Below are 19,632 nucleotides of genomic sequence, written 5' to 3' on the forward strand. Positions count from 1 at the left end.
GAAGATCCGTCGCTATTTTTTAGAGGAAAAAGTGGGTCCCTATCCTTGCGAACCACCGGGTCCCTATCATGCGTACAGGTGGGGCCCTATCATGCGAACTCCAGGCTCCCTGTCATGCGCGCTGACAGGATATTCTAATTTCGTCGATCAATAATATATTGCGCTAAATTTTGAAGGGATCTCTTGGCGCTATGATTTTCAAGAGGGCTGATTTGCTCTAAAGCGCGTTCGATAAAAAGTTGGGCTTGCTGACGGGTGTATTCAATCCCTTGATATTTATCAATTATTTTTAAAACTTGAGCAAGAGCCTGATCTGAATGAGTTTCTAAACAGTCCACAATGACTTTTTTTTCCTCTTTGGAGCAATGTCTTAGAGTATGAATCAGGGGTAAAGTAACCTTTCCTTCTTTTAAATCGGTACCCACCAATTTCCCCAAATCGTCATTAGAAGAAATATAATCCAAGGCGTCATCTGCGAGCTGAAAGGCATAACCAATATTTAAACCATACAAACGAAGTCGTTCCTGATCCTCTCGAGAGCCGCCCCCCAAGTGAGCTCCAATTTCGCAAGAGGCAGCAATGAGACAAGCCGTTTTGCAGCGAACCACTTCTAAATAATCCTCTTCTTTTAAATCAAGATCATTGGATTTTATTATTTCTAAAACTTCTCCTTCGGTCGTGGTCTCAGTAGTTTTCGCAATAATATCTAGAACACGAAAATCACCTTCTTCTGCAATGAGGACTGAGGCCTTGCAATACAGATAATCCCCCACCAAGACACTGGCTTTATTTCCCCACAACAAATTGGAGGATTCTTTACCGCGTCTTAACGTTGCATTGTCAATCACATCGTCATGAAGCAGAGTAGCCGTGTGAATGAATTCACAAACACAGGCAAAACGGACACAAGAAGCGGAAACAAAACCAAAGGCACGGGCTGCGAGTAAACAGAGAATAGGTCTTAATCTTTTTCCACCTGAGTTAACAATATGGGACGCAACCTGAGTCACAAGCTCCACAGGAGATTGCAAAATGAGCTGGAGGCTTTTCTCCACCTTTTCAAGGTCTTCTTGGATACACTCACAAATCGATTCAACACTAATTTCAGTCATGAGAAAGCCGGAGTAACCTGTCGTAAAAACGAAAGTCAAAATAATTTTTAAAAATCATCTAAGGAAAATTTATTTGGGATTAATTTCATACACCGAAGCGTTATTTTCTATGAAAAAGGCCCCATGTTTCCCCATGCTGCAATTGCCTTCATAAACAGCGCCCTCCTGCACAACAAGAGCAGGAGTGATAATATCTCCGTGCACAGTCGCAGGGGGATGTATTTCGATCTTTCTTTTTGCAACAATACTTCCTACAAAACTCCCACTTATAAGAACCGTATCAATTTCAATTTTGCCTTCTATTTCTGCAGAATCTCCAATAATGAGAGTCCCTTCCGAAAAAATTTCTCCACGAAATTTTCCGTTAATTTGCACGCTTCCCTCAAATGTGAGTTTTCCTTCAAACTGGCACCCACGATCAAGCAGAGTTGCTGGAGACTGATCAATAACCCTCAGCGCTCTATCTTTATCTCCAAACATAAAAACCTCCAGATTATAAGTTGTTGAAATTATTAAATATTTTTATTCAGCCCCAATATAAGATTAAAAATCCGATCTAAGTCTTCCACATTATAATAATCGACAATGATTTTACCTTTCTTCCCTTGTGTTTTAATTTTAACCTTTGTTCCAAAGACCTTTGCAACCTCTGTTTCAATGAAATTGAACTGAGGATCCTTCCGTTTTATAACGACGCCTTCTTCGAGTTTTATTCCCTCTTTAAGCTTACGAACCCACTCTTCCACTTCTCTGACTGACATGCCTTGTTCAGAAATTTTTCTGGCAATTCGAAGCTGCACTTCAATATCCTCGATAGCCAACAAAGATCTTGCATGCCCCATGGAAAGCTTACTTTCTATAATCATCCCCCGAATTTCCTCTGGAAGTCCTAATAATCGTATCGAATTCGCAACGCTAGATCGTTCCTTTCCAACTTTTTTTGCACATATTTCTTGCGTATAGTGATAGCGGTCCATAAGTTGTTTAAAAGCCAACGCCTCTTCAATTGGGTTTAAATCCTGCCGTTGTATATTCTCAATGAGAGCAAGCTCTAAACTCTCACTTACTTCACGATCTATGACGACAACTGGTACTGTGCTAAGACCCACCAATTTTGAAGCTCGAAAACGTCTTTCTCCAGCAACCAGTTCAAATTGACCATTTTCCAAACGACGTACTATCAGCGGTTGTAAAACCCCTTTTTCCTGAATAGATTGGGACAACTCCTCTAACGTCTCCTTGTTAAAAAGCTTCCTAGGCTGATCCCTATTAGGAACTATTTTGTCAACCGCACATTCAAAATATTTGTTAAAATCTGAGCGGGAAGATAAAATAGAATTCGGGATGTTACTAGATTCCAAAGAGGACGGAATTAAAGAAGCCAACCCGCGTCCCAATGCTTTTTGCTGAAGCATAAGCCCTCCTAGCTTGCCAACACACTATGTTCATTAATAATTTCATTATTAACATTTATTTTTTGATAACGAAGAATAATTTCTTGGGCTAAATCTAAATAAGCCAAGGCCCCCTTAGAGCGAATATCATAGAGCAAAATAGGCTTCCCATGTGATGGACTTTCACCCAGCTTTACATTTCGTGGCACTACACTTTTAAATATCTTTTCTGGAAAATATTTACGGATTTCTTGAGACACCTGATGAGCCAAATTATTACGAGCATCAAACATGGTTAATAGAATACCCTCGATTTCTAGGCTTGGATTTAAATGATCTCGAATTAAGTTAATAGTTTTTAACAAATCACTTAGACCCTCCAATGCATAATATTCGCATTGAACTGGAACTATTACACTATCTGCAGCACTTAAGGCATTCACGGTAAGAAGATTGAGCGAAGGTGGACAATCGATGATAACAAAATCATATTTTTCTTTTACTAATTTTAAAGCTGTCTTAAGCTTGTACTCTCTAGAAAATTTACTCACCAATTCAATATCTGCTGCAACCAAATCCGAATTAGATGGGGCAATCCATAAAAAATCAAGATCAGTAGGCAATATAATGTCACTAAACTGCGCCTGATCTATCAACACATGATAGACACTTTTAGTGAATTGATTTTTTTGAATACCTAAACCACTGCAAGAATTTCCTTGAGGATCCAAATCAACTAAAAGTGTGGAATATTCTGCCGCAGCTAAGGATGCAGACAAATTTACTGCTGTAGTGGTTTTACCAACTCCACCCTTTTGATTAGATATTGAAAATATTTGTGTCACACAAACCTCAGAAAACGGTTATAGAGATTGTTTACCAGTAGATAAGCTAAATAATTTTTGCAATAATTTAAAATATAAATTTTTTAACTCTACAATTTAACTATAGAAATTATTTTTCTTGGACTCTTAGAAAATGGAAGGTCATACGCATAAATAAATTCAATGCTGTATTTTTTGGAAATCCTTAGTGATTTTTCGCTAAGACGAGGAGAAACCATGGCAGTAATTCTTTGCCCTTTTTTCAATAAATTCAAAAACAATCCTGCCAACTCCTCAAAATCCATTGTTGCACGTGAAACAACAGCTTGAACATTTAAACCTATATTCAGTATATTACCTGAATTGATTCTCAGAGTTAAAACTTGAATATTTTTTAATCCAAGATGTAGAATCACGTGCGTTAAAAAAGCAGCTTTTTTTCTATCTGATTCTACTAAAGATAAATTTAAATGCGGATTACAGACTTTTAACAGGAGGCCAGGACAACCACCTCCTGAGCCAAAATCTAAAACATTTACATTAAAACCCATAAATCGATTCAACATTAATGAATCTAGTATATTTTTTTCTAAAGATTCTTTTTCTTCCCGGTGTGCGGAAAGATTAATAACTTTATTCCATTTTAAAAAAAATAAATGGAACTTATAAATTTTTTGAAGTATTTCCTGGGGTAAAACGGGAAGCCTAAGAGCAAGCATTCCCCGAACTAAGACCTCAGAGAACTTTTCATATTCCATCAGCCTAGTCCTTTTGGAGAGTTTTTATATGGGATCTTTTTTTAAGATGAAGCATCAGAATTGAAATAGCAGCTGGGGTAACACCTGAAATTCTGGAAGCCTGTCCTAAGGAAAGAGGTCTAATCTTTTCTAGCTTTTCGACCACTTCTCGAGATAATCCTAAAAAGCTTTTAAAGTCTAGATCTAAAGGGATCGGATAATGATCTAATGCGCTAAAACGCCGTATCATATCTTCTTGTCTAGAAATATAGCCCTCGTATTTAATTGCAATTTCTACCTGATTCAAGATTTCTTCGGAGAACGATGATAGATATTTATTCATAGAAACATCCAACGAAATCAACTCCAAAAAATTAATTTCTGGCCTCTTTAAAAACTCTTCTATGCTTATGTTACGGCCAATTTCAGGATACCCCTTCATTTTCAAATATTCATTATTTTTCTCATTAGGAACAATCCTAGTCTTTTTTACCCATTCTTGAAGCATGGACAGCTCATTTATTTTTTTTAAGTAGCAACCCCAATCCTCATCATTGACTAGGCCTATTTTTCGTCCAATTTCCATCAATCTTAAATCAGCATTATCTTCCCTTAAAATCAGGCGATGCTCCGCTCGAGAAGTAAACATTCTATAAGGCTCTGAAACTTCTTTTGTAACTAAGTCATCAATCATCACACCAAGATATGCTTGTGATCTTCCTAGAATAAGAGAAGCCTCATTTCTCAATCGTTGAACAGCATTCAATCCAGCCATAATTCCTTGAGCTGCTGCCTCTTCATAACCTGACGTTCCATTTATCTGACCCGCCAAAAATAAATTTTTAATTTTCTTTGTCTCAAGAGAGGCATAAAGCTGTGTAGTTGGAAAATAATCATATTCAACTGCATAGCCAGGCCTTACCATCTCTGCTTTTTCTAAACCAGCAATTGTCTTTAAAAACTTTAGCTGGACATCAATAGGCAAACTAGTCGATATTCCATTTACATAAACTTCAAATGTATTCAAACCTTCTGGCTCTAAAAAAATCTGATGCCTATTTTTCTCTGGAAATCTCATCACCTTGTCTTCTATAGATGGACAATAACGAGGCCCAACACTTTGAATACTTCCATTGTACATTGGCGCACGATGTATTTCGGAACGTATTATATCGTGTGTTCGATCATTTGTATAAGTGATAAAACAAGGAATTTGCGGTTGCTCTATTTTTGTTTTTGAAAATGAAAAACGTTTCGGAGGATTGTCCCCATACTGTAGCTCTAAGTCCTCAAATCGTATACTCCTGGAATCTATTCGTGGTGGGGTTCCAGTCTTCATCCTGGAGAGTTCAAACCCCAGTTCTATTAAATTTTTAGAAAGACTCAAAGAAGAAGCATCTCCAGCTCTTCCTCCACTCATTTTTTTATCCCCACAATGTATGAGGCCATTCATAAAAGTACCTGTAGCAAGAATCACAATTTTAGACTCATAAAAAACACGGAAATTAGAAATCACACCCTTTACGTCCGATTCCTTCACAAACAGTTCATCCACGAAGGCTTGCTTGATGTGTAAACGAGGACAAGCTTCTAACACCTTTCTTATTTTTGTTTTATATAAAAGCTTATCTGCCTGAGCTCTACTAGACTGGACAGCAGGACCTTTTTTTGTATTGAGTCGACGAAATTGAATCCCTGTCGCATCAATTGTTTTTCCCATTTCACCACCGAGAGCATCTATCTCTTTCACCAATTGACCTTTTCCAACTCCACCAATAGCAGGATTGCAACTCATCTGGCCAATATTATCTATATTTGAGCTAAGCAACAAAGTTTCAAACCCACAACGCGCAGTTGCTAGCGCGGCCTCACATCCAGCATGACCTCCTCCCACTACTATGACATCGTATTTTTCATCTGAAATAATCATGTTTTATGTTTCACGTGAAACAATTAAATATTAATAATTATAATTAATTAATACTAATTATTATTTTCCGATACAAAATTTACTAAATATCGAATCTAAAATGTCCTCAGTATTTATTTTTCCAATAATTTCACCTAGATACTGTATTGCCATTAAAACATCGCTGGCGATTAACTCTGGAGAAGCGGCCGAGTCAAGCGCTCTAGAAGCCATCTCTAAGGAAACCTTTGCTTTATTTAAGGCCTCGCAATGACGAATTTGATTAATAAAAAATTGTTCTTTTCTCTTAAAATCAGAAAGCCCAAAAAGTTCCGGGATAATTTTTTCTAATTCCCTAATGCCTTCTGCATTTTTTGCGGAAATTAAAAGGCTTTTTATTTGAACAGGTCTTTTTAAGTTAAAATGTTCATATAATAAGTGAGGATCCCATTGGGGCCTTAAATCCTTTTTATTGTAAATTAACAAAACGGGCTTAGAACCTAGCAAGGACAAAAGTTTCAGATCGTCATTATCTAAAGGACTAGAAAGATCAAACATAGCTAAAACAAGATCCGCCTTTTCAAACCATGCCAAACTTCTTTCAATTCCAATTTTTTCAATTTCGCCTGCACTATTCCGCAATCCCGCAGTATCTATCAATTGAATAGTAAGCCCCGCTAATACAATGTTTTTATGAATTGGATCTCGAGTGGTTCCAGCCTGCGAATGAACAATAGCCGCATCTTCTTGAACCAATTGATTCAAAAGCGAGCTTTTTCCAACATTGGGTTTACCCAATAACACGACCCTTAATCCTTCGCGCAAAATTTTCCCCTTTTCATAATCCACAATCCAACAAGTGATTTGTTGAAGGGCTTCCCAAAAGATCTTTTTAAGTTTAGGCCTATCCAAGAAATCCAAATCATCTTCTGGAAAATCAACTGCTGTCTCAAGACGAACCAGACATTCCAAAAGAAGTTCTCGAAGCACGGCAACGGGTTTCGAAAAAGCACCTTGCCACTGTCGTTGGGCAAGACGAAGAGAGAGTTCAGAGTTTGCCGAAATCATATCCGCAATCGATTCGGCCTGGGTTAAGTCGATTTTTCCGTTTAAAAAAGCCCTCTCACTAAACTCACCAGGCTTGGCACTTCTAGCCCCTTCAGTAAAAATAGCCTCCAAAGTTTTCAACGCGATATATTGGCCACCATGAATGTGGAACTCTACCACATCTTCTCCTGTAAAGGAACACGGGCCTTTCATCCATACTGCCATGGCATAATCCAAGATTTTATTGGAAGAATCAAAAAGCTCCCCATAATAAAGCCGATGGGATTGCCATTCATCGGATTTGAGCACTGTTTTAAAAAGAGTAAAGAGAATTTTTGACGCAAGAGGACCACTTACTCGAACCACTGCAATCCCTGCTTCTCCGATAGGAGTTGCCAATGCTGCTATAGTATCTTTTAATAAAATTGACGCGCTCATGACGCGAACGTAGCAAATATTTAGAATTAGAACAATACTGAAAGTTTAGGATTCTTTGCGAAAACGCTGAATAATATCCATCATACTCATATCTTTTTGGTGCAGATATTGTTGTGCTACAGTCACCGACGTATTGATAAAAATATAAATAACAAGCCCAGCTGGCAAGAAAAGCATGAAAACGGAAAACATCAACGGCATAATCATCATCAGTTTAGCCTGATTGGGATCTTGTGAGGGTGATGGCGTGAGCCTTTGCTGGAGCATCATAAAGATTCCCAGCAAAATGGGAGAAACAAAATAAGGATCCGGGGCAGATAAATCTTTATAGAAAGCAAAAAAAGGTGCGTGATAGAGCTCTATGGCGTTGTAAAGAACTTTATAAAGGGCAATATAGATAGGCATTTGTAACAGCATCGGCAAGCAGCCCCCCATAGGATTTACCTTATGAGTTTTAAAGAGATTCATCATTTCGGTATTGAGACGTTCCTTATCGTTAGCAAATTTTTCCTGAAGCGCCTTCAACTTAGGCTGGATCTTCTGTAAACCCTTCATTGACTCTAAACTTTTTTTATTAATGGGGTGTAAAAGAAGCTTAATAAAAATGGTAAGTACAATAATTGCTAAGCCCCAGTTTCCGACCCAAGAATGGAAAAATTTAAGTAGCCATAAAATAGGTTTGGCGACAATGCCGAACCATCCATAATCGACGGCTTCTTCCAGATCCACATTCAACGATTTTAAAAGCTCAACATCCTTAGGCCCTAAGTAAACACTAAAAGCTTTTTCAATCTTCGCATCCGGAACAATCACTTCCGTAGGATAAGAAAGCTCAGTAAAAAGTAGATTGGAGGAAATTCCATAACGGATTTGATTTTCGCTTGATAGCGATCGAGCAATAATAGCCCAAAGATAATATCGCTCTTCAATACCTACCCATTGAAAATCTCCCTTTTCAGATTTTTCGGACCCTAATTTTGTAAGATCTCTATAACGAGCCGTTACCTTGTCTTTGTATTGTATTGGAAATTTCAGATTTCCGGGCCCTTTTAAAAAGGTAAAAGAATCTTTATGTACTTCATTTTGCAAGGTATCCAAGCGGAGCGTTGGAGAACCTCTTAAGGTTTGAGTGCTTAAATTTTGAAGGGAAAAACGAATGTGTGCAACATAGTTCTCTTTTTCAAGTTCTATTGTTTTTTGCAGGATAAAATCAGGGCCTTTCCATTCATAAACAAGCTGAGTAGGGGAAGACTCCAGCAACTGGAAGGGAATATTAGTGGGTAGAGAAAAGTTGGATTCCCGAAAAATTAATTGCAGGTTCTCTAATTTATCCGAAAAAAGATTGACCAAAGGCGAATTTTTTTCTGGAGATTGGTGAAATTTTTTCAAAATGAAGGATTTAAATTTTCCTCCCAGGCTTTCAAAGTCGGCCTCTACAAGACCATTTTGCAATAAAGTTGTTTGATTTTTGTAGTCCGGATCTATCAAAAAAGAATCTTTAGAATTATTAGAGTTAGAAAAGGATATTGACGTATTGGAAACACCTGAAGTCGTAGTATCCACAGAAGGCTTGCTCTCACTACTGATAGTGGCCGAGGGAAGGGGGGCGGAGGCTTCGGGAAGTTTAAAAAAATAAGTGTAATAGACTAAAATTACCAAAGACGATAAAGTAACTGCAAGTAGAGATCTCTTATCCATAAAGTATCGACATCCTTATCCTTAAAGCCTATGTCAAAGGATCACAACCACCCGGATGAAAAGGATGACATCGGCAGATTCGTTTAAATGCTAAGTAGCCTCCCTTGAAGAGACCTTTATTTTGAAAACTTTGAATCGCATACTCCGAACACGTCGGATAAAAACGGCAAAGCTTAGGTTTTAAAGGGGACAAAACTTTTTGATAAAATTGGATAATCAAAGTAAGAAGTCTAATCACTATTAACCCTTAAATAATTGAGCTAACTCTTCAAAAATAATGGAATTTCGTTTCGTTGCAGCCCCCATTTTAACCCAGACAAGAAAATCTAAATTCATATTAAATTGTTGCCGCCTAAAAACCTCTCGGATAATTCTTTTAATTCTATTTCTTTCGTGGGCAGGACCAATCTTTCTAGAAATTGAGATTCCCAAACGGGAAAGACTCTTCTCAATTCGAATAGAACTCAACCAAAAAGAAGCTGATTTTTTCCACTTTCTTTGTCGAAAAATTAAATCATAACTTTTTTGAGAGTTAATTTTTTTTTTTTGGGAAAGCTAAAAGGCTTCATCCGCATTTACAACTCAAGGAAAAGTGAATCTATTTAGAATAGGTTTCAATGGCCAAGCGTTTTCTTCCTTTTGCTCGCCTACTTTTTAAAACACTTTGACCTGATTTAGTTGCCATCCTCGCACGAAACCCGTGTTTGCGCTTGGCTTTCGTATTACTTGGTTGAAAAGTTCTTTTCATAACAAATTCTCCATCAAAAATAACCGATTACATTTTGTAAATCGCAGGCGGGGCAAAAGACATTTTTTATGCTTCTTTGTCAACCTTGAAAAGATTACAGTTTTTATATCGTGCAACAATATTAAGAGAAATCTCTTGCAAAAAAAAAAGAGGTTGATAAAAAAACGTAGCTCAATTTTCCGAGAGAGTAGGTCAAAAATAGACTTTCGTGTGTGTGGAGTGTTGTTGGTGCGCAGAGGTCTTTCCTGTTTTTGGAGAATGAGCAAAAGATATAACGTACTAATTTCCTTAGTTTTTTAGATTGTGGATAAGGTTCCTAAATTCCCCCTTCAACTTAGGCTAACCTACTGTAATTATTGGACATTTTATTTAGTTCACAGCTGTGAATAACATGTTTATTCGGTCCTTCTTGATTTTGTCTTGTTGGGTTGAGGTACTCCGTGAACGAAGCCATCGCCAAGGTAATAGAATCACTAAAAACAAAAATAAGCGAATTGAATTTTAATAATTGGATTAAGCCTGCTACTTTTAGCTCTCCTAGGCCGGGTCTCCTTAAAATTTCTGTCCCTAATAAATTTATTCGGGATTGGATCAGTGAAAATTATCTCCACCTGATCAAGTACGAACTTTTTAAAATTAGAGGCTCCGAACAAGAAATAGTTTTTGAAGTTAGTTCCGAGGAAGCGGGCTTGATTCCCGAAGTAGCTCCTATAAAATCAGAAAAGCCAAACGAAAATTATTCAAGAAATTCAGAACTGTTTAGCTCAAAGTATACTTTTGAAACTTTTGTTGTGGGTTCTTCGAACCAATTTGCCCATGCAGCCGCCATGGCTGTAGGTGAGGCCCCTGCTAAAACTTACAATCCACTTTTTATCTATGGGGGTGTTGGTTTAGGAAAAACCCATCTACTCAACGCATTAGGTTACGCTATTTTGAAAAAAAATCCTCATCTTAGAATCATCTACATTTCGGGTGAACGATTTACAAATGAACTTATTAATTCTATTCGCTATGAAAAAATGTTTGAGTTCCGAAAAAAATATCGCGATTCCTGTGATGTTTTTCTAGTGGATGACGTCCAATTTATTGCTGGAAAAGAAAGAACTCAAGAGGAGTTCTTCCATACCTTCAATTTTCTGTATGAATCCAGAAAGCAAATTGTGCTTACCAGTGATAGTTTTCCAAAGGATATTCTCCAGTTAGAAGAGCGGCTTCGCTCTCGTTTTGAATGGGGTTTGATTGCCGACATACAAGCTCCAGATGTTGAGACTAGGGTTGCTATTTTAAAGAAAAAAGCAGAGCACGATGGAATTTTACTTCCCGATGATGTCGCCATGTTCCTAGCCACCAATATTCGCTCCAATGTGCGCGAATTAGAAGGTTCTCTTATCCGAGTAAGTGCTTTTGCTTCCCTCTCCAGTTCTCCCATAGGAATTGAGATGGCAAAAGAAGTTTTAAAAAAGTTACTCCCCGATACCAATAAACATCTCAGCATAGAGGCCGTACAAAAATTGGTTGCGGATCATTACAATATAAAAATTTCAGAATTAAAATCATCCAGGCGACTGAAAACTTTGACGGAACCGCGCCAGGTCGCAATGTATCTTTGTAGAAAACATATTAAGGCATCTTATCCTGAGTTGGGATTAAAATTTGGGGGGAAGGACCATTCTACCGTTGTTCATGCGGTACAAAAAATGGAAAAGAAAATTTCCGACGATGCAACTTTTAAAAAAGAGATGGACGGTATCGAAAAAACTCTCTTAAATTAGAGAAGGTTAAGCGGTTATTAATTTTCCATTCACAACAGCTTGTGGAGAAATTGAGGATAGAAGTCTATTAAAAATAAAATTAAAATATATCCACAGGAATTTGTTTACAAAGCGTGGGTTTCCTTGTGGGTAACTTGTTCATGATATTTTTTGCGCTTCTTTATAAAAAATTAAAAAATTCTATCCTCAAGTAAATATTTTTTTTAATTCATACTTATTGGCAAGTTACATTGATAATCACAGATCCACAGCGTCTATTACTAAATACTATATTTATATCTATATATTCATTAAAGGAATAGAAAATGGAATTTAAAATAAAAAAAGAACCTTTCCTCCAAGCTCTTTCCTGGACTCAATCCATTGTAGAAAGAAAAACTACAATGCCAATTCTTTCCAATGCACTTTTTCATATTACGAAAAATAAGCTTTCTATTTTGGCAACTGATCTGGAAGTAGCGGTTCATGTCACGGTGAATGTAGAGACGCAAGAAGAAGGAAAAATCTGTATTCAAGCAAAAAATTTATTCGACATTGTAAGGGAGCTTCCAGATCAAGAAATTATAATTCAAAGGAAAGAACAAAACCGTATTCAGGTAATTGCAGGAAAATCTCAATTTAAAATAATTGGATTGTCTGTAGAAGAATTTCCACAACTTCCCCAGTTTGATGAAAATAAATCATCACTAATCGAAGCAAGAGGACTTCGTGAAATGATAGATAAGACATTCTTTTCTATTTCAAGTGATGAAAGTCGTTATAATTTACATGGTGTTTTTTTAGAGAAGGCAGAAGCTAATAATATTAGATTAGTGGCCACAGATGGTCATCGCCTTTCTTATGTGGAAAGGGAATTAGGACAAGGATTTGGTATTGAGAAAGGAGTCATAATACCTAAAAAAGCGGTCTCAGAATTGAGAAAATTAACTTTATACGGAGATGTGGAAGAAGGGGTTAAAATTTCAATCGATGGTCGGAATCTCTTTGCACAAAAGGGAGCCATCACTCTTATTGCGCGATTGATAGATGGAGAATTTCCAGAATATCAGAAGGTAATTCCAAAGAGACAGGACAAACACATCATTCTATCACGAAACGAGATGATTGGAGCCTTAAAAAGAGTTTCTTTGTTGGTGGGAGACAGGACGCGAGGGGTAAAATTTAGCTTCAGTAGTGGAAGTTTGGAACTCTCTTCCTCCAATCTTGATTTAGGAGAGGCGAAAGAAGAAATTTCTATAGGGTATAAGGGGGAAAATCTTCAGGTAGGATTTAATTCAAGATATTTTCTGGATGTATTAGGGGTAATAGAGGAGGAAAATTTTATTTTGGAAATCAATGGCCATGTAGGGCCTTGCGTAATACGCTCTACAAAAGATCCCACTTTTTTTAGTGTCATCATGCCAATGAGAATCTAAGTTGTTAACTTTGTGAATGAAAATAATTTCTGTAAAATTAAGCAAATTACCTTTGAAAATTTCCGAAATCTGGAAACTAAAATTTTTGAACCAAAAGAGGATTTTAATTTTTTTCATGGAGAAAATGCTCAGGGAAAAACCTCTATTCTTGAGGCGTTGTTTTTCTTAAGTGAGCTTAAGTCTTTTAGAAGTAGCGATTATAAGAATTTAATTGCACATCAGCGGCAAAATTTTTTTTTATCCGCTCTCATCGATCAGGATGGATTGGAGCACCAGATCTCTATCCAAGTTTCTCCTTCTGGAAAACAAGTTCAGCTTAATGGAAAAACGCCACGGCCTTTTTCAAAATTGAGACAAATACTGCCCATCGTTTATTTTACTCCCGACTCCGTTAGACTTTTTCGTATTTCCCCCTCCGAGAGAAGGGATTATTTTGACCGCTTTTTTTCTCTACTTTCTGCGGAATTTACTGAGGTACAAGAAAGATATTCAAAGATACATCGCCAAAAAAATCTGCTTCTCGAAAGGTTGAGAGAAAAAAATAATTTTTCCGATCGAGAAGAACTGCAGAGCTGGAACGAACAACTTTCTTATTTCGGAGCAAGACTTTACTCCCTCCGACAATGCTTTACTGGATTGTTGGACGAAAAACTTCAAGATGCATTTTTCGATCTTTCAGGAGAAAGTTGGAAGGCCCAGATTGAATACAGACCCTATTTTGAAGGATTAATGGAAGCCAAGGCAGAAGAAATACAAGATCTGCTTTTAATTGAGATGGAACGGCGAGAGGGGGAAGAATTAGAGAGGGGACAAGTGCTGGTGGGCCCACACCGGGATGACTGGTTTTTTTTAATAAATTCTTTTTTACTGAAAGAAGAAGGTTCTCAGGGCCAGCATCGGGTGGCTGTTGCTTCCCTAAAGCTGGTAGAAATTGATATTCTAAGACAATTTGGAAAGGTACCTGTCGCTCTATTTGATGATCTCCTCAGTGAATTAGATAGCAAACGCAGCGAGTTGATGATGGAAAAACTCTTTGAACATTCTTGCCAAGTGTTCCTCACTTCGATTAAACCCTATGGCTTAGAAACACAGAAATTTTCAAAATCTCTATTTAAAATAGAAAAAGGATGTATCAAAAATGAGTGAAGCAAAAGAAGAAACATACGATGCCAATTCTATTAAAGTTTTGGAGGGATTGGAAGCTGTTCGAAAAAGACCCGCCATGTATATTGGGTCTACAGGGCCTGCGGGACTTCACCACCTGGTTTATGAAGTGGTGGACAATTCCATTGATGAAGCCTTGGCGGGACATTGCGATACCATTTCAGTGCTCATCCATCTGGATAATTCTGTCACGGTAGAAGACAATGGCCGGGGAATTCCCACCGATATACATCCCACAGAAGGGATCTCTGCTGCTGAGGTGGTGCTCACAAAATTGCACGCGGGAGGTAAATTTGAAAAAAGTGCCTATAAAGTTTCAGGGGGGCTGCACGGTGTGGGCGTTTCTTGCGTGAATGCCTTGTCTATCGATTTGGACATGGAGATCAAGCGAGATGGAAAGGTGTTTCATCAGCACTTTGAACGTGGAATCCCCAAAAAACCCCTGGAACAAACCGGGAAAACCGATAAGCGGGGGACAAAAATTTGGTTTAAGCCCGACCCGGAAATTTTTGAACAGATTGAATACAGTTTTGATATTCTCAGCAACCGTCTCCGAGAACTTGCTTTTTTAAACAAGGGAATCAAAATTGAGATCAAAGACGAGCGTGCGGACAAGTCCCATTTGTTTCAATACGAAGGTGGTATTGTCAGTTTTGTGGAATATCTCAATCAACGAAAAACGCCTCTGCATCCCAAACCCGTTTATTTTACGGCAGAGAAAGATTTGCTGATCGTTGAAATTGCCATGCAGTGGAACGATAGTTATAGCGAACAAATTTTTTCCTTTGCCAACAATATCAACACGCACGATGGGGGTACGCATGTGAGTGGATTCAAGTCTGCCCTCACCCGTTCTTTTAACGCCTATCTGAGCAAGGGGAATTTTTTAAAAGATTTGAAGGGAGATAATTTAGAGGGTGAAGATATCCGCGAAGGCCTGATGGCCGTTATTTCTGTAAAGATTCCAGAACCTCAATTTGAAGGTCAAACCAAGGGAAAACTGGGCAATAGTGAAGTAGAAGGGATTGTCAAATCGCTGGTCAGCGAAAAACTCTCACAATTTTTGGAAGAAAATCCTTCCGTCTCCAAAAAAATAGCCACAAAAATGGTAGAGGCAGCACGTGCACGAGTGGCTGCGCGCAACGCACGAAATTTGGTGCGACGCAAGTCGGCTCTCGAAGTAGGATCGCTTCCCGGAAAACTGGCCGATTGTCAGGAGCGCGATGCCCGCTTTGCCGAGCTCTACATCGTCGAAGGAGATTCGGCAGGAGGATCGGCCAAGCAAGGTCGTGACCGCCGCAACCAGGCCATCCTGCCCTTGAAGGGAAAGATTTTAAACGTGGAGAAGGCCCGTTTCGATAAGATGCTCACCTCGGACGAGATTCGGACACTCATCACCGCTTTAGGCACTGGGATTGGGGAGAATGATTTTGATATTGAAAAATTACGCTACCATCGCATTGTGCTCATGACGGATGCCGATGTGGATGGGGCCCATATTCGAACCTTGTTGCTGACTTTCTTTTACCGTCAAATGCCTTCCATCGTCGAGCGGGGATATCTCTATATTGCACAGCCTCCTCTTTACAAAATCAAGAAAGGAAAAAACGAGCGTTATCTGAAAGACGATTCGGCCATGGAAGACCACTTGATCGACTTGGGTACCCAGGATGTAAAAATGAGGCTCAAAGGAAAAGAAGTGAGTGGAAAGGCCTTGGTGGATCTTACCAAAAAGCTCATTCGCTATCATAATATCCTGAATAAGATCCAAAAAAGGGTGGATCCTCGTGTGGTAGATGCCTGGATTGAATTGGGCAGTATCGATGAGACGACCCTGAAAAACGCAGAAGCCCTGGATCAGCAATCCGAAAGACTCTCTCGACTATTGGTCAAAAAGCATCCCGAACTGAAGGACCTGCAACTGGAGTTGCGCGAAGATGCCGAACATTCCGCCCAAAAATTAGTTTATAAGACCTTGTTTAATGGTGCAACTAGGGAGACCAGCCTAGAAGTAAGCTATTTGATCAATCCAGAGGTGTTGGAGCTTAACAATCTTTATCAAGCCTTTCGGGAACTCGGGGAAGATCCCTTCAAGATCAGTAATAATGGCAAAGAGTTGGAGTTGGATAGCCTCCAGGCCATTCGAGACTACATCCTGGATCAAGGGAAAGAAGGTCAATATATCCAACGTTACAAAGGGTTGGGGGAAATGAATCCTAATCAGCTCTGGGAAACCACGATGAACCCGGAAACCCGCACCCTGCTTCAAGTTCGGGTAGACGATGCCATTGAAGCAGACCAGATTTTTACTATTTTAATGGGAGATCTAGTCGAACCTAGACGAGATTTTATTGAACAAAATGCATTAAATGTACGCAACTTGGATATCTAGCCTGTCGATAAGTCTATAAATAGTAGCTTTTGTCTGAAGATTTTGTTTGTGCTTCGGTGCAAGAGTGTTACAATTTTAGGACAATTTTGGTTTAAACAATTTGTTAAGGAGGTCTCCCCCATGGGAAAGCTGACATTAAACGATTTAGAAGTGGAAATTCCACAAAACTGGCAAGATCAGGGAATGATTACTTTAACCATTCCTTCCACCGATAAAAATGTTCGTCCGAACATTATTTTAACCAAAGAAAGATTGAACGAAGAGGTCGATCTTGCCACTTATTTTGGTAAAATCAAAGAAGCTGTGAAAGCACGTGGTGTCCAAAGCTTCAAGATAGTGGATGAGAAACAAATTACCCTGGGTGGTATTCCTGCCATGCAGATGGTTTGCCAATGGGATTTAGCGGGTATGAAACAGATGTTAGGGGACGAAGCGGATGCCCTAAAAAATATCAAGCCCGGCCAAAAGGTACAACAAGTTCAGATCACCCTTTTGAAAGATGGCGTAGCCATTAACCTCACCGCGAGTTTTCCGGGGGAACAATTTGAACTTTATTTGCGACCTTTCCAAAAGTTTGTGCAGTCGATTAAGTTTAATTAATTTTTTGGATTTGCATTTTTTAATAGCCGTTCTTAGCGATCTTGCTTAGCTGAGGACGGCTATTTTTTTTGCGCTTTGCCCTCTATGAAAATCCTGGCCCTTGATGTCGGACATAAAAGAATAGGCATGGCCAAGACCGATGGCTTAGGAATCGGCGTGTGGCCTTTACAAACTCTTCAAAGACGATCACTTTCTCAAGACCTCGAAGGTATTTTTGAAATCTTAGAGAGTGACCAGGTTGAAAAAATAGTTGTAGGCCTTCCCTTAAGTATGAATGGGAGTGAAAGCCCCCAAACTCAAAAAACAAGGACCTTTGCAAATCAGTTAAAGCGATATTTACATGAAAAAGGGCATCCTTTGCCTGTGGATTATTGGGACGAACGCTTAAGCAGTTGGGAAGCAGAGGAAACATTGAGCCAGGCGGGGATCAAAACCAAAAAAAATAAAGGTTTGCTGGATGCAGAAGCTGCCTGCGTCATTTTAAGAGATTATTTGTCAATAAACGGATTTTCCCCCTCTTAAGATTAAGATGGGGAATTTGTGGGAACAAATTCGGGAGGAGTTATGAAAAAATTTTTTCTGATCTTAATTTTTTTCATTCTGCTTGGATTAGGATTTTATTTTCTTCGTTTTCCCAAGCAAGTTTTAAACAATTCCGCCATCGTGGAAGTGAAAAAAGGAATGGGTCTCAAGGCCTTGGTGGAAGAATTTCAAAAACAAAATCTGAGTTCTTCTCACAAACTGCTTTACTATTACTTTCGCTATCGCAATGTGGGCAGCAATTTGAAGGCCGGGGAGTATCAACTGGATGCAGGTACCACATTAGAGCAAGCAAGCGAAAAGCTATTAAAGGGTGATATCCTCCATCGACGTTTTACGATTCCCGAGGGTTATAGTCTGAAAGATATCGCAAAACTTTTGGCTGAAAAATCTTTGGCAAATCCGCAGAGTTTTCTTCAGAAAACCTTAGCGGCCGATGCAGCAGCTAAACAAGGCGAGACTGGAAGCAGCTTGGAGGGCTATCTCTTTCCCGATACCTATGAATATACCCAATCGACTACCGAAGATTCATTGATTAATCTTTTGGTGAAGAATTTTAAAAAACAGGCAGAGGCAAAGTTAAAAGAGGCTGGGAAAGTGGGGCTAACTCCCTATCAGTTGCTGACCTTGGCCTCTATTGTTGAAAAAGAGACCGGAAAGACCGAAGAGCGTCCTCTCATCGCGGGCGTCTTTTTTAATCGCCTCAAAATCAACATGCCTCTGGCTACGGATCCCAGCATCATTTACGGAATTCCAAACTACGACGGAAATATTCGCAAGGCAGACCTCTTGCGCGATGGGCCATACAATACCTACATTCGACCGGGCCTTCCTCCCACGCCCATTGCGAATCCAGGCCTGAAAAGTATCGAAGCGGTGTTAAATCCTACAGCCTCGGAATATTTATATTTTGTCAGTAAGGGCGACGGCACTCATCAGTTCTCCAAGACGCTTCAAGAGCATGAGGCGGCGGTGCAACTTTATCAAATTCAAAAATCAGGCCCGAAGAAGTCTATCGAGTAAAGCTTCCACTCACCGGCAAGGTAAGAACTGAAGCCGATCCGCTTGCTCGAATTTGTATATTACCCCTAAAACCCGTCGGAAGATCAACACTGCTTCCATCAATTGCAGTATAGATCACGTGAATGCGGATGGTTTCCCCAGGATGAATTAAAGGGTTAGAAGGTGAAAAAGCCAAACGGATGTCGGATCTGCCAGCCATTTGGGGGGCTGGCCATGTTTCCCAGGGAAATCTCGTACAAGGTGCCCCCACTGCAGAGCGAATTCCAGAATTAGGCAAATCAAAATGCAAAATAGACTGTAACCTTAGAGATAAAGCACCATTGCCCGTATTGTGAATGGTAAAAGTGCTTTGACCTTGAGCGAAGGGACTATTGCAGCGGTCATTGATGTTAATGGGTGAGGGGGAAAAATTCAAAGGATTTACCGAAACTGTGATCGGTAAAGGGGCATGCCGCAGTTGGGCGTTGCGCTGATCCTGGAAAGAATCCACAGGTATCGTTCCACATTCTTCTTCTGGGGAAGGGCAACTTTGAGGTTTCTCCAAAAAAAATCCTGTGTTCGTATGAGGAAGTAGGGGAGAAATTTTAGTCATAACAACTCTCTTTCTAGGTGTTGCATTTGATATTTGTTGGGCATCATTTTACCCTAGAGGTATCGACAGGTAAGAAAAATAGTTGCGTAAAAATAGCTTACTGGATGCATTTAATTACTGGGGGTAAAAAAGAGCAAAAAGTAAGGAAAGTTTAATTTTGCTTAGAGATAAAAAGAAGGCGAGGATTTCTTGGTTTGAAAAGGACAAGAAAGGAGCCTCGCCTATGA

At 39.1% G+C, this 19,632-nt stretch carries 19 protein-coding genes; 7 read left to right on the forward strand and 12 right to left on the reverse strand.

The annotated features are described in order from the left end of the window. Positions 1–134 precede the first annotated feature (134 nt). From HQM15_10895 to rpmH, 11 genes are all read right to left on the reverse strand, one after another. Positions 135–1,151: a polyprenyl synthetase family protein gene (locus tag HQM15_10895; GenBank protein MBF0493267.1), complete on the reverse strand. Its 1,017-nt coding sequence runs from the start codon at positions 1,149–1,151 to the stop codon at positions 135–137. Positions 1,152–1,181: 30 nt separating this feature from the next. Next, entirely contained in the window at positions 1,182–1,592 is a 411-nt protein-coding gene (locus HQM15_10900; GenBank protein ID MBF0493268.1) for a polymer-forming cytoskeletal protein, read from the reverse strand. A gap of 32 nt (positions 1,593–1,624) precedes the next feature. Further along, on the reverse strand, positions 1,625–2,527 hold the full coding sequence (locus tag HQM15_10905) for a ParB/RepB/Spo0J family partition protein (GenBank protein ID MBF0493269.1): 903 nt from the start codon (positions 2,525–2,527) through the stop codon (positions 1,625–1,627). An 8-nt stretch (positions 2,528–2,535) separates the two neighbouring features. Continuing rightward, on the reverse strand, positions 2,536–3,351 hold the full coding sequence (locus tag HQM15_10910; GenBank protein ID MBF0493270.1) for a ParA family protein: 816 nt from the start codon (positions 3,349–3,351) through the stop codon (positions 2,536–2,538). An 89-nt stretch (positions 3,352–3,440) separates the two neighbouring features. Beyond that, positions 3,441–4,088, reverse strand: a complete 648-nt coding sequence (gene rsmG / locus HQM15_10915) for a 16S rRNA (guanine(527)-N(7))-methyltransferase RsmG (GenBank protein ID MBF0493271.1) — start codon at positions 4,086–4,088, stop codon at positions 3,441–3,443. A gap of 4 nt (positions 4,089–4,092) precedes the next feature. After that, a complete protein-coding gene (mnmG, locus tag HQM15_10920; GenBank protein MBF0493272.1) occupies positions 4,093–5,997 on the reverse strand; it encodes a tRNA uridine-5-carboxymethylaminomethyl(34) synthesis enzyme MnmG in 1,905 nt (634 codons plus the stop codon). Between the two features lie 60 nt (positions 5,998–6,057). Further along, positions 6,058–7,461 carry a tRNA uridine-5-carboxymethylaminomethyl(34) synthesis GTPase MnmE gene (mnmE, locus tag HQM15_10925; protein MBF0493273.1) on the reverse strand — a complete coding sequence of 468 codons (1,404 nt, stop codon included), beginning with the start codon at positions 7,459–7,461 and terminating at the stop codon, positions 6,058–6,060. A gap of 45 nt (positions 7,462–7,506) precedes the next feature. After that, positions 7,507–9,159 (reverse strand): membrane protein insertase YidC, encoded by a 1,653-nt coding sequence (gene yidC / locus HQM15_10930; protein ID MBF0493274.1) that lies wholly within the window; start codon positions 9,157–9,159, stop codon positions 7,507–7,509. Positions 9,160–9,187: 28 nt separating this feature from the next. After that, entirely contained in the window at positions 9,188–9,397 is a 210-nt protein-coding gene (gene yidD, locus HQM15_10935; GenBank protein MBF0493275.1) for a membrane protein insertion efficiency factor YidD, read from the reverse strand. Between the two features lie 2 nt (positions 9,398–9,399). Then, a complete protein-coding gene (gene rnpA, locus HQM15_10940) occupies positions 9,400–9,696 on the reverse strand; it encodes a ribonuclease P protein component (GenBank protein MBF0493276.1) in 297 nt (98 codons plus the stop codon). Between the two features lie 61 nt (positions 9,697–9,757). After that, complete coding sequence (gene rpmH, locus HQM15_10945) at positions 9,758–9,907, reverse strand: 50S ribosomal protein L34 (GenBank protein MBF0493277.1); 150 nt, start codon at positions 9,905–9,907, stop codon at positions 9,758–9,760. A 440-nt stretch (positions 9,908–10,347) separates the two neighbouring features. On the opposite strand from rpmH, the gene dnaA reads away from it, so the two are divergent. The 7 genes from dnaA to mltG all read left to right on the forward strand — a co-directional run bounded on the left by dnaA (position 10,348) and on the right by mltG (position 18,813). Continuing rightward, entirely contained in the window at positions 10,348–11,679 is a 1,332-nt protein-coding gene (gene dnaA, locus HQM15_10950) for a chromosomal replication initiator protein DnaA (protein MBF0493278.1), read from the forward strand. Positions 11,680–11,984: 305 nt separating this feature from the next. After that, on the forward strand, positions 11,985–13,094 hold the full coding sequence (gene dnaN / locus HQM15_10955) for a DNA polymerase III subunit beta (GenBank protein MBF0493279.1): 1,110 nt from the start codon (positions 11,985–11,987) through the stop codon (positions 13,092–13,094). A 12-nt stretch (positions 13,095–13,106) separates the two neighbouring features. Continuing rightward, positions 13,107–14,240: a DNA replication and repair protein RecF gene (gene recF / locus HQM15_10960; GenBank protein MBF0493280.1), complete on the forward strand. Its 1,134-nt coding sequence runs from the start codon at positions 13,107–13,109 to the stop codon at positions 14,238–14,240. Continuing rightward, a complete protein-coding gene (gene gyrB, locus HQM15_10965; GenBank protein MBF0493281.1) occupies positions 14,233–16,650 on the forward strand; it encodes a DNA topoisomerase (ATP-hydrolyzing) subunit B in 2,418 nt (805 codons plus the stop codon). Before recF ends, gyrB begins: the two co-directional genes overlap by 8 nt. A gap of 120 nt (positions 16,651–16,770) precedes the next feature. Then, positions 16,771–17,250 carry a DcrB-related protein gene (locus HQM15_10970; protein MBF0493282.1) on the forward strand — a complete coding sequence of 160 codons (480 nt, stop codon included), beginning with the start codon at positions 16,771–16,773 and terminating at the stop codon, positions 17,248–17,250. Positions 17,251–17,334: 84 nt separating this feature from the next. Continuing rightward, positions 17,335–17,772: a Holliday junction resolvase RuvX gene (gene ruvX, locus HQM15_10975; GenBank protein MBF0493283.1), complete on the forward strand. Its 438-nt coding sequence runs from the start codon at positions 17,335–17,337 to the stop codon at positions 17,770–17,772. A gap of 42 nt (positions 17,773–17,814) precedes the next feature. Next, positions 17,815–18,813: an endolytic transglycosylase MltG gene (mltG, locus tag HQM15_10980; GenBank protein MBF0493284.1), complete on the forward strand. Its 999-nt coding sequence runs from the start codon at positions 17,815–17,817 to the stop codon at positions 18,811–18,813. Here mltG and HQM15_10985 read toward each other — a convergent pair. Then, a complete protein-coding gene (locus HQM15_10985) occupies positions 18,803–19,405 on the reverse strand; it encodes a hypothetical protein (protein MBF0493285.1) in 603 nt (200 codons plus the stop codon). The two genes, mltG and HQM15_10985, sit on opposite strands and share 11 nt — an antisense overlap. Positions 19,406–19,632 lie beyond the last annotated feature (227 nt).

Source organism: Deltaproteobacteria bacterium, from assembly GCA_015233135.1.
Lineage (GTDB): Bacteria > UBA10199 > UBA10199 > JADFYH01 > JADFYH01 > JADFYH01.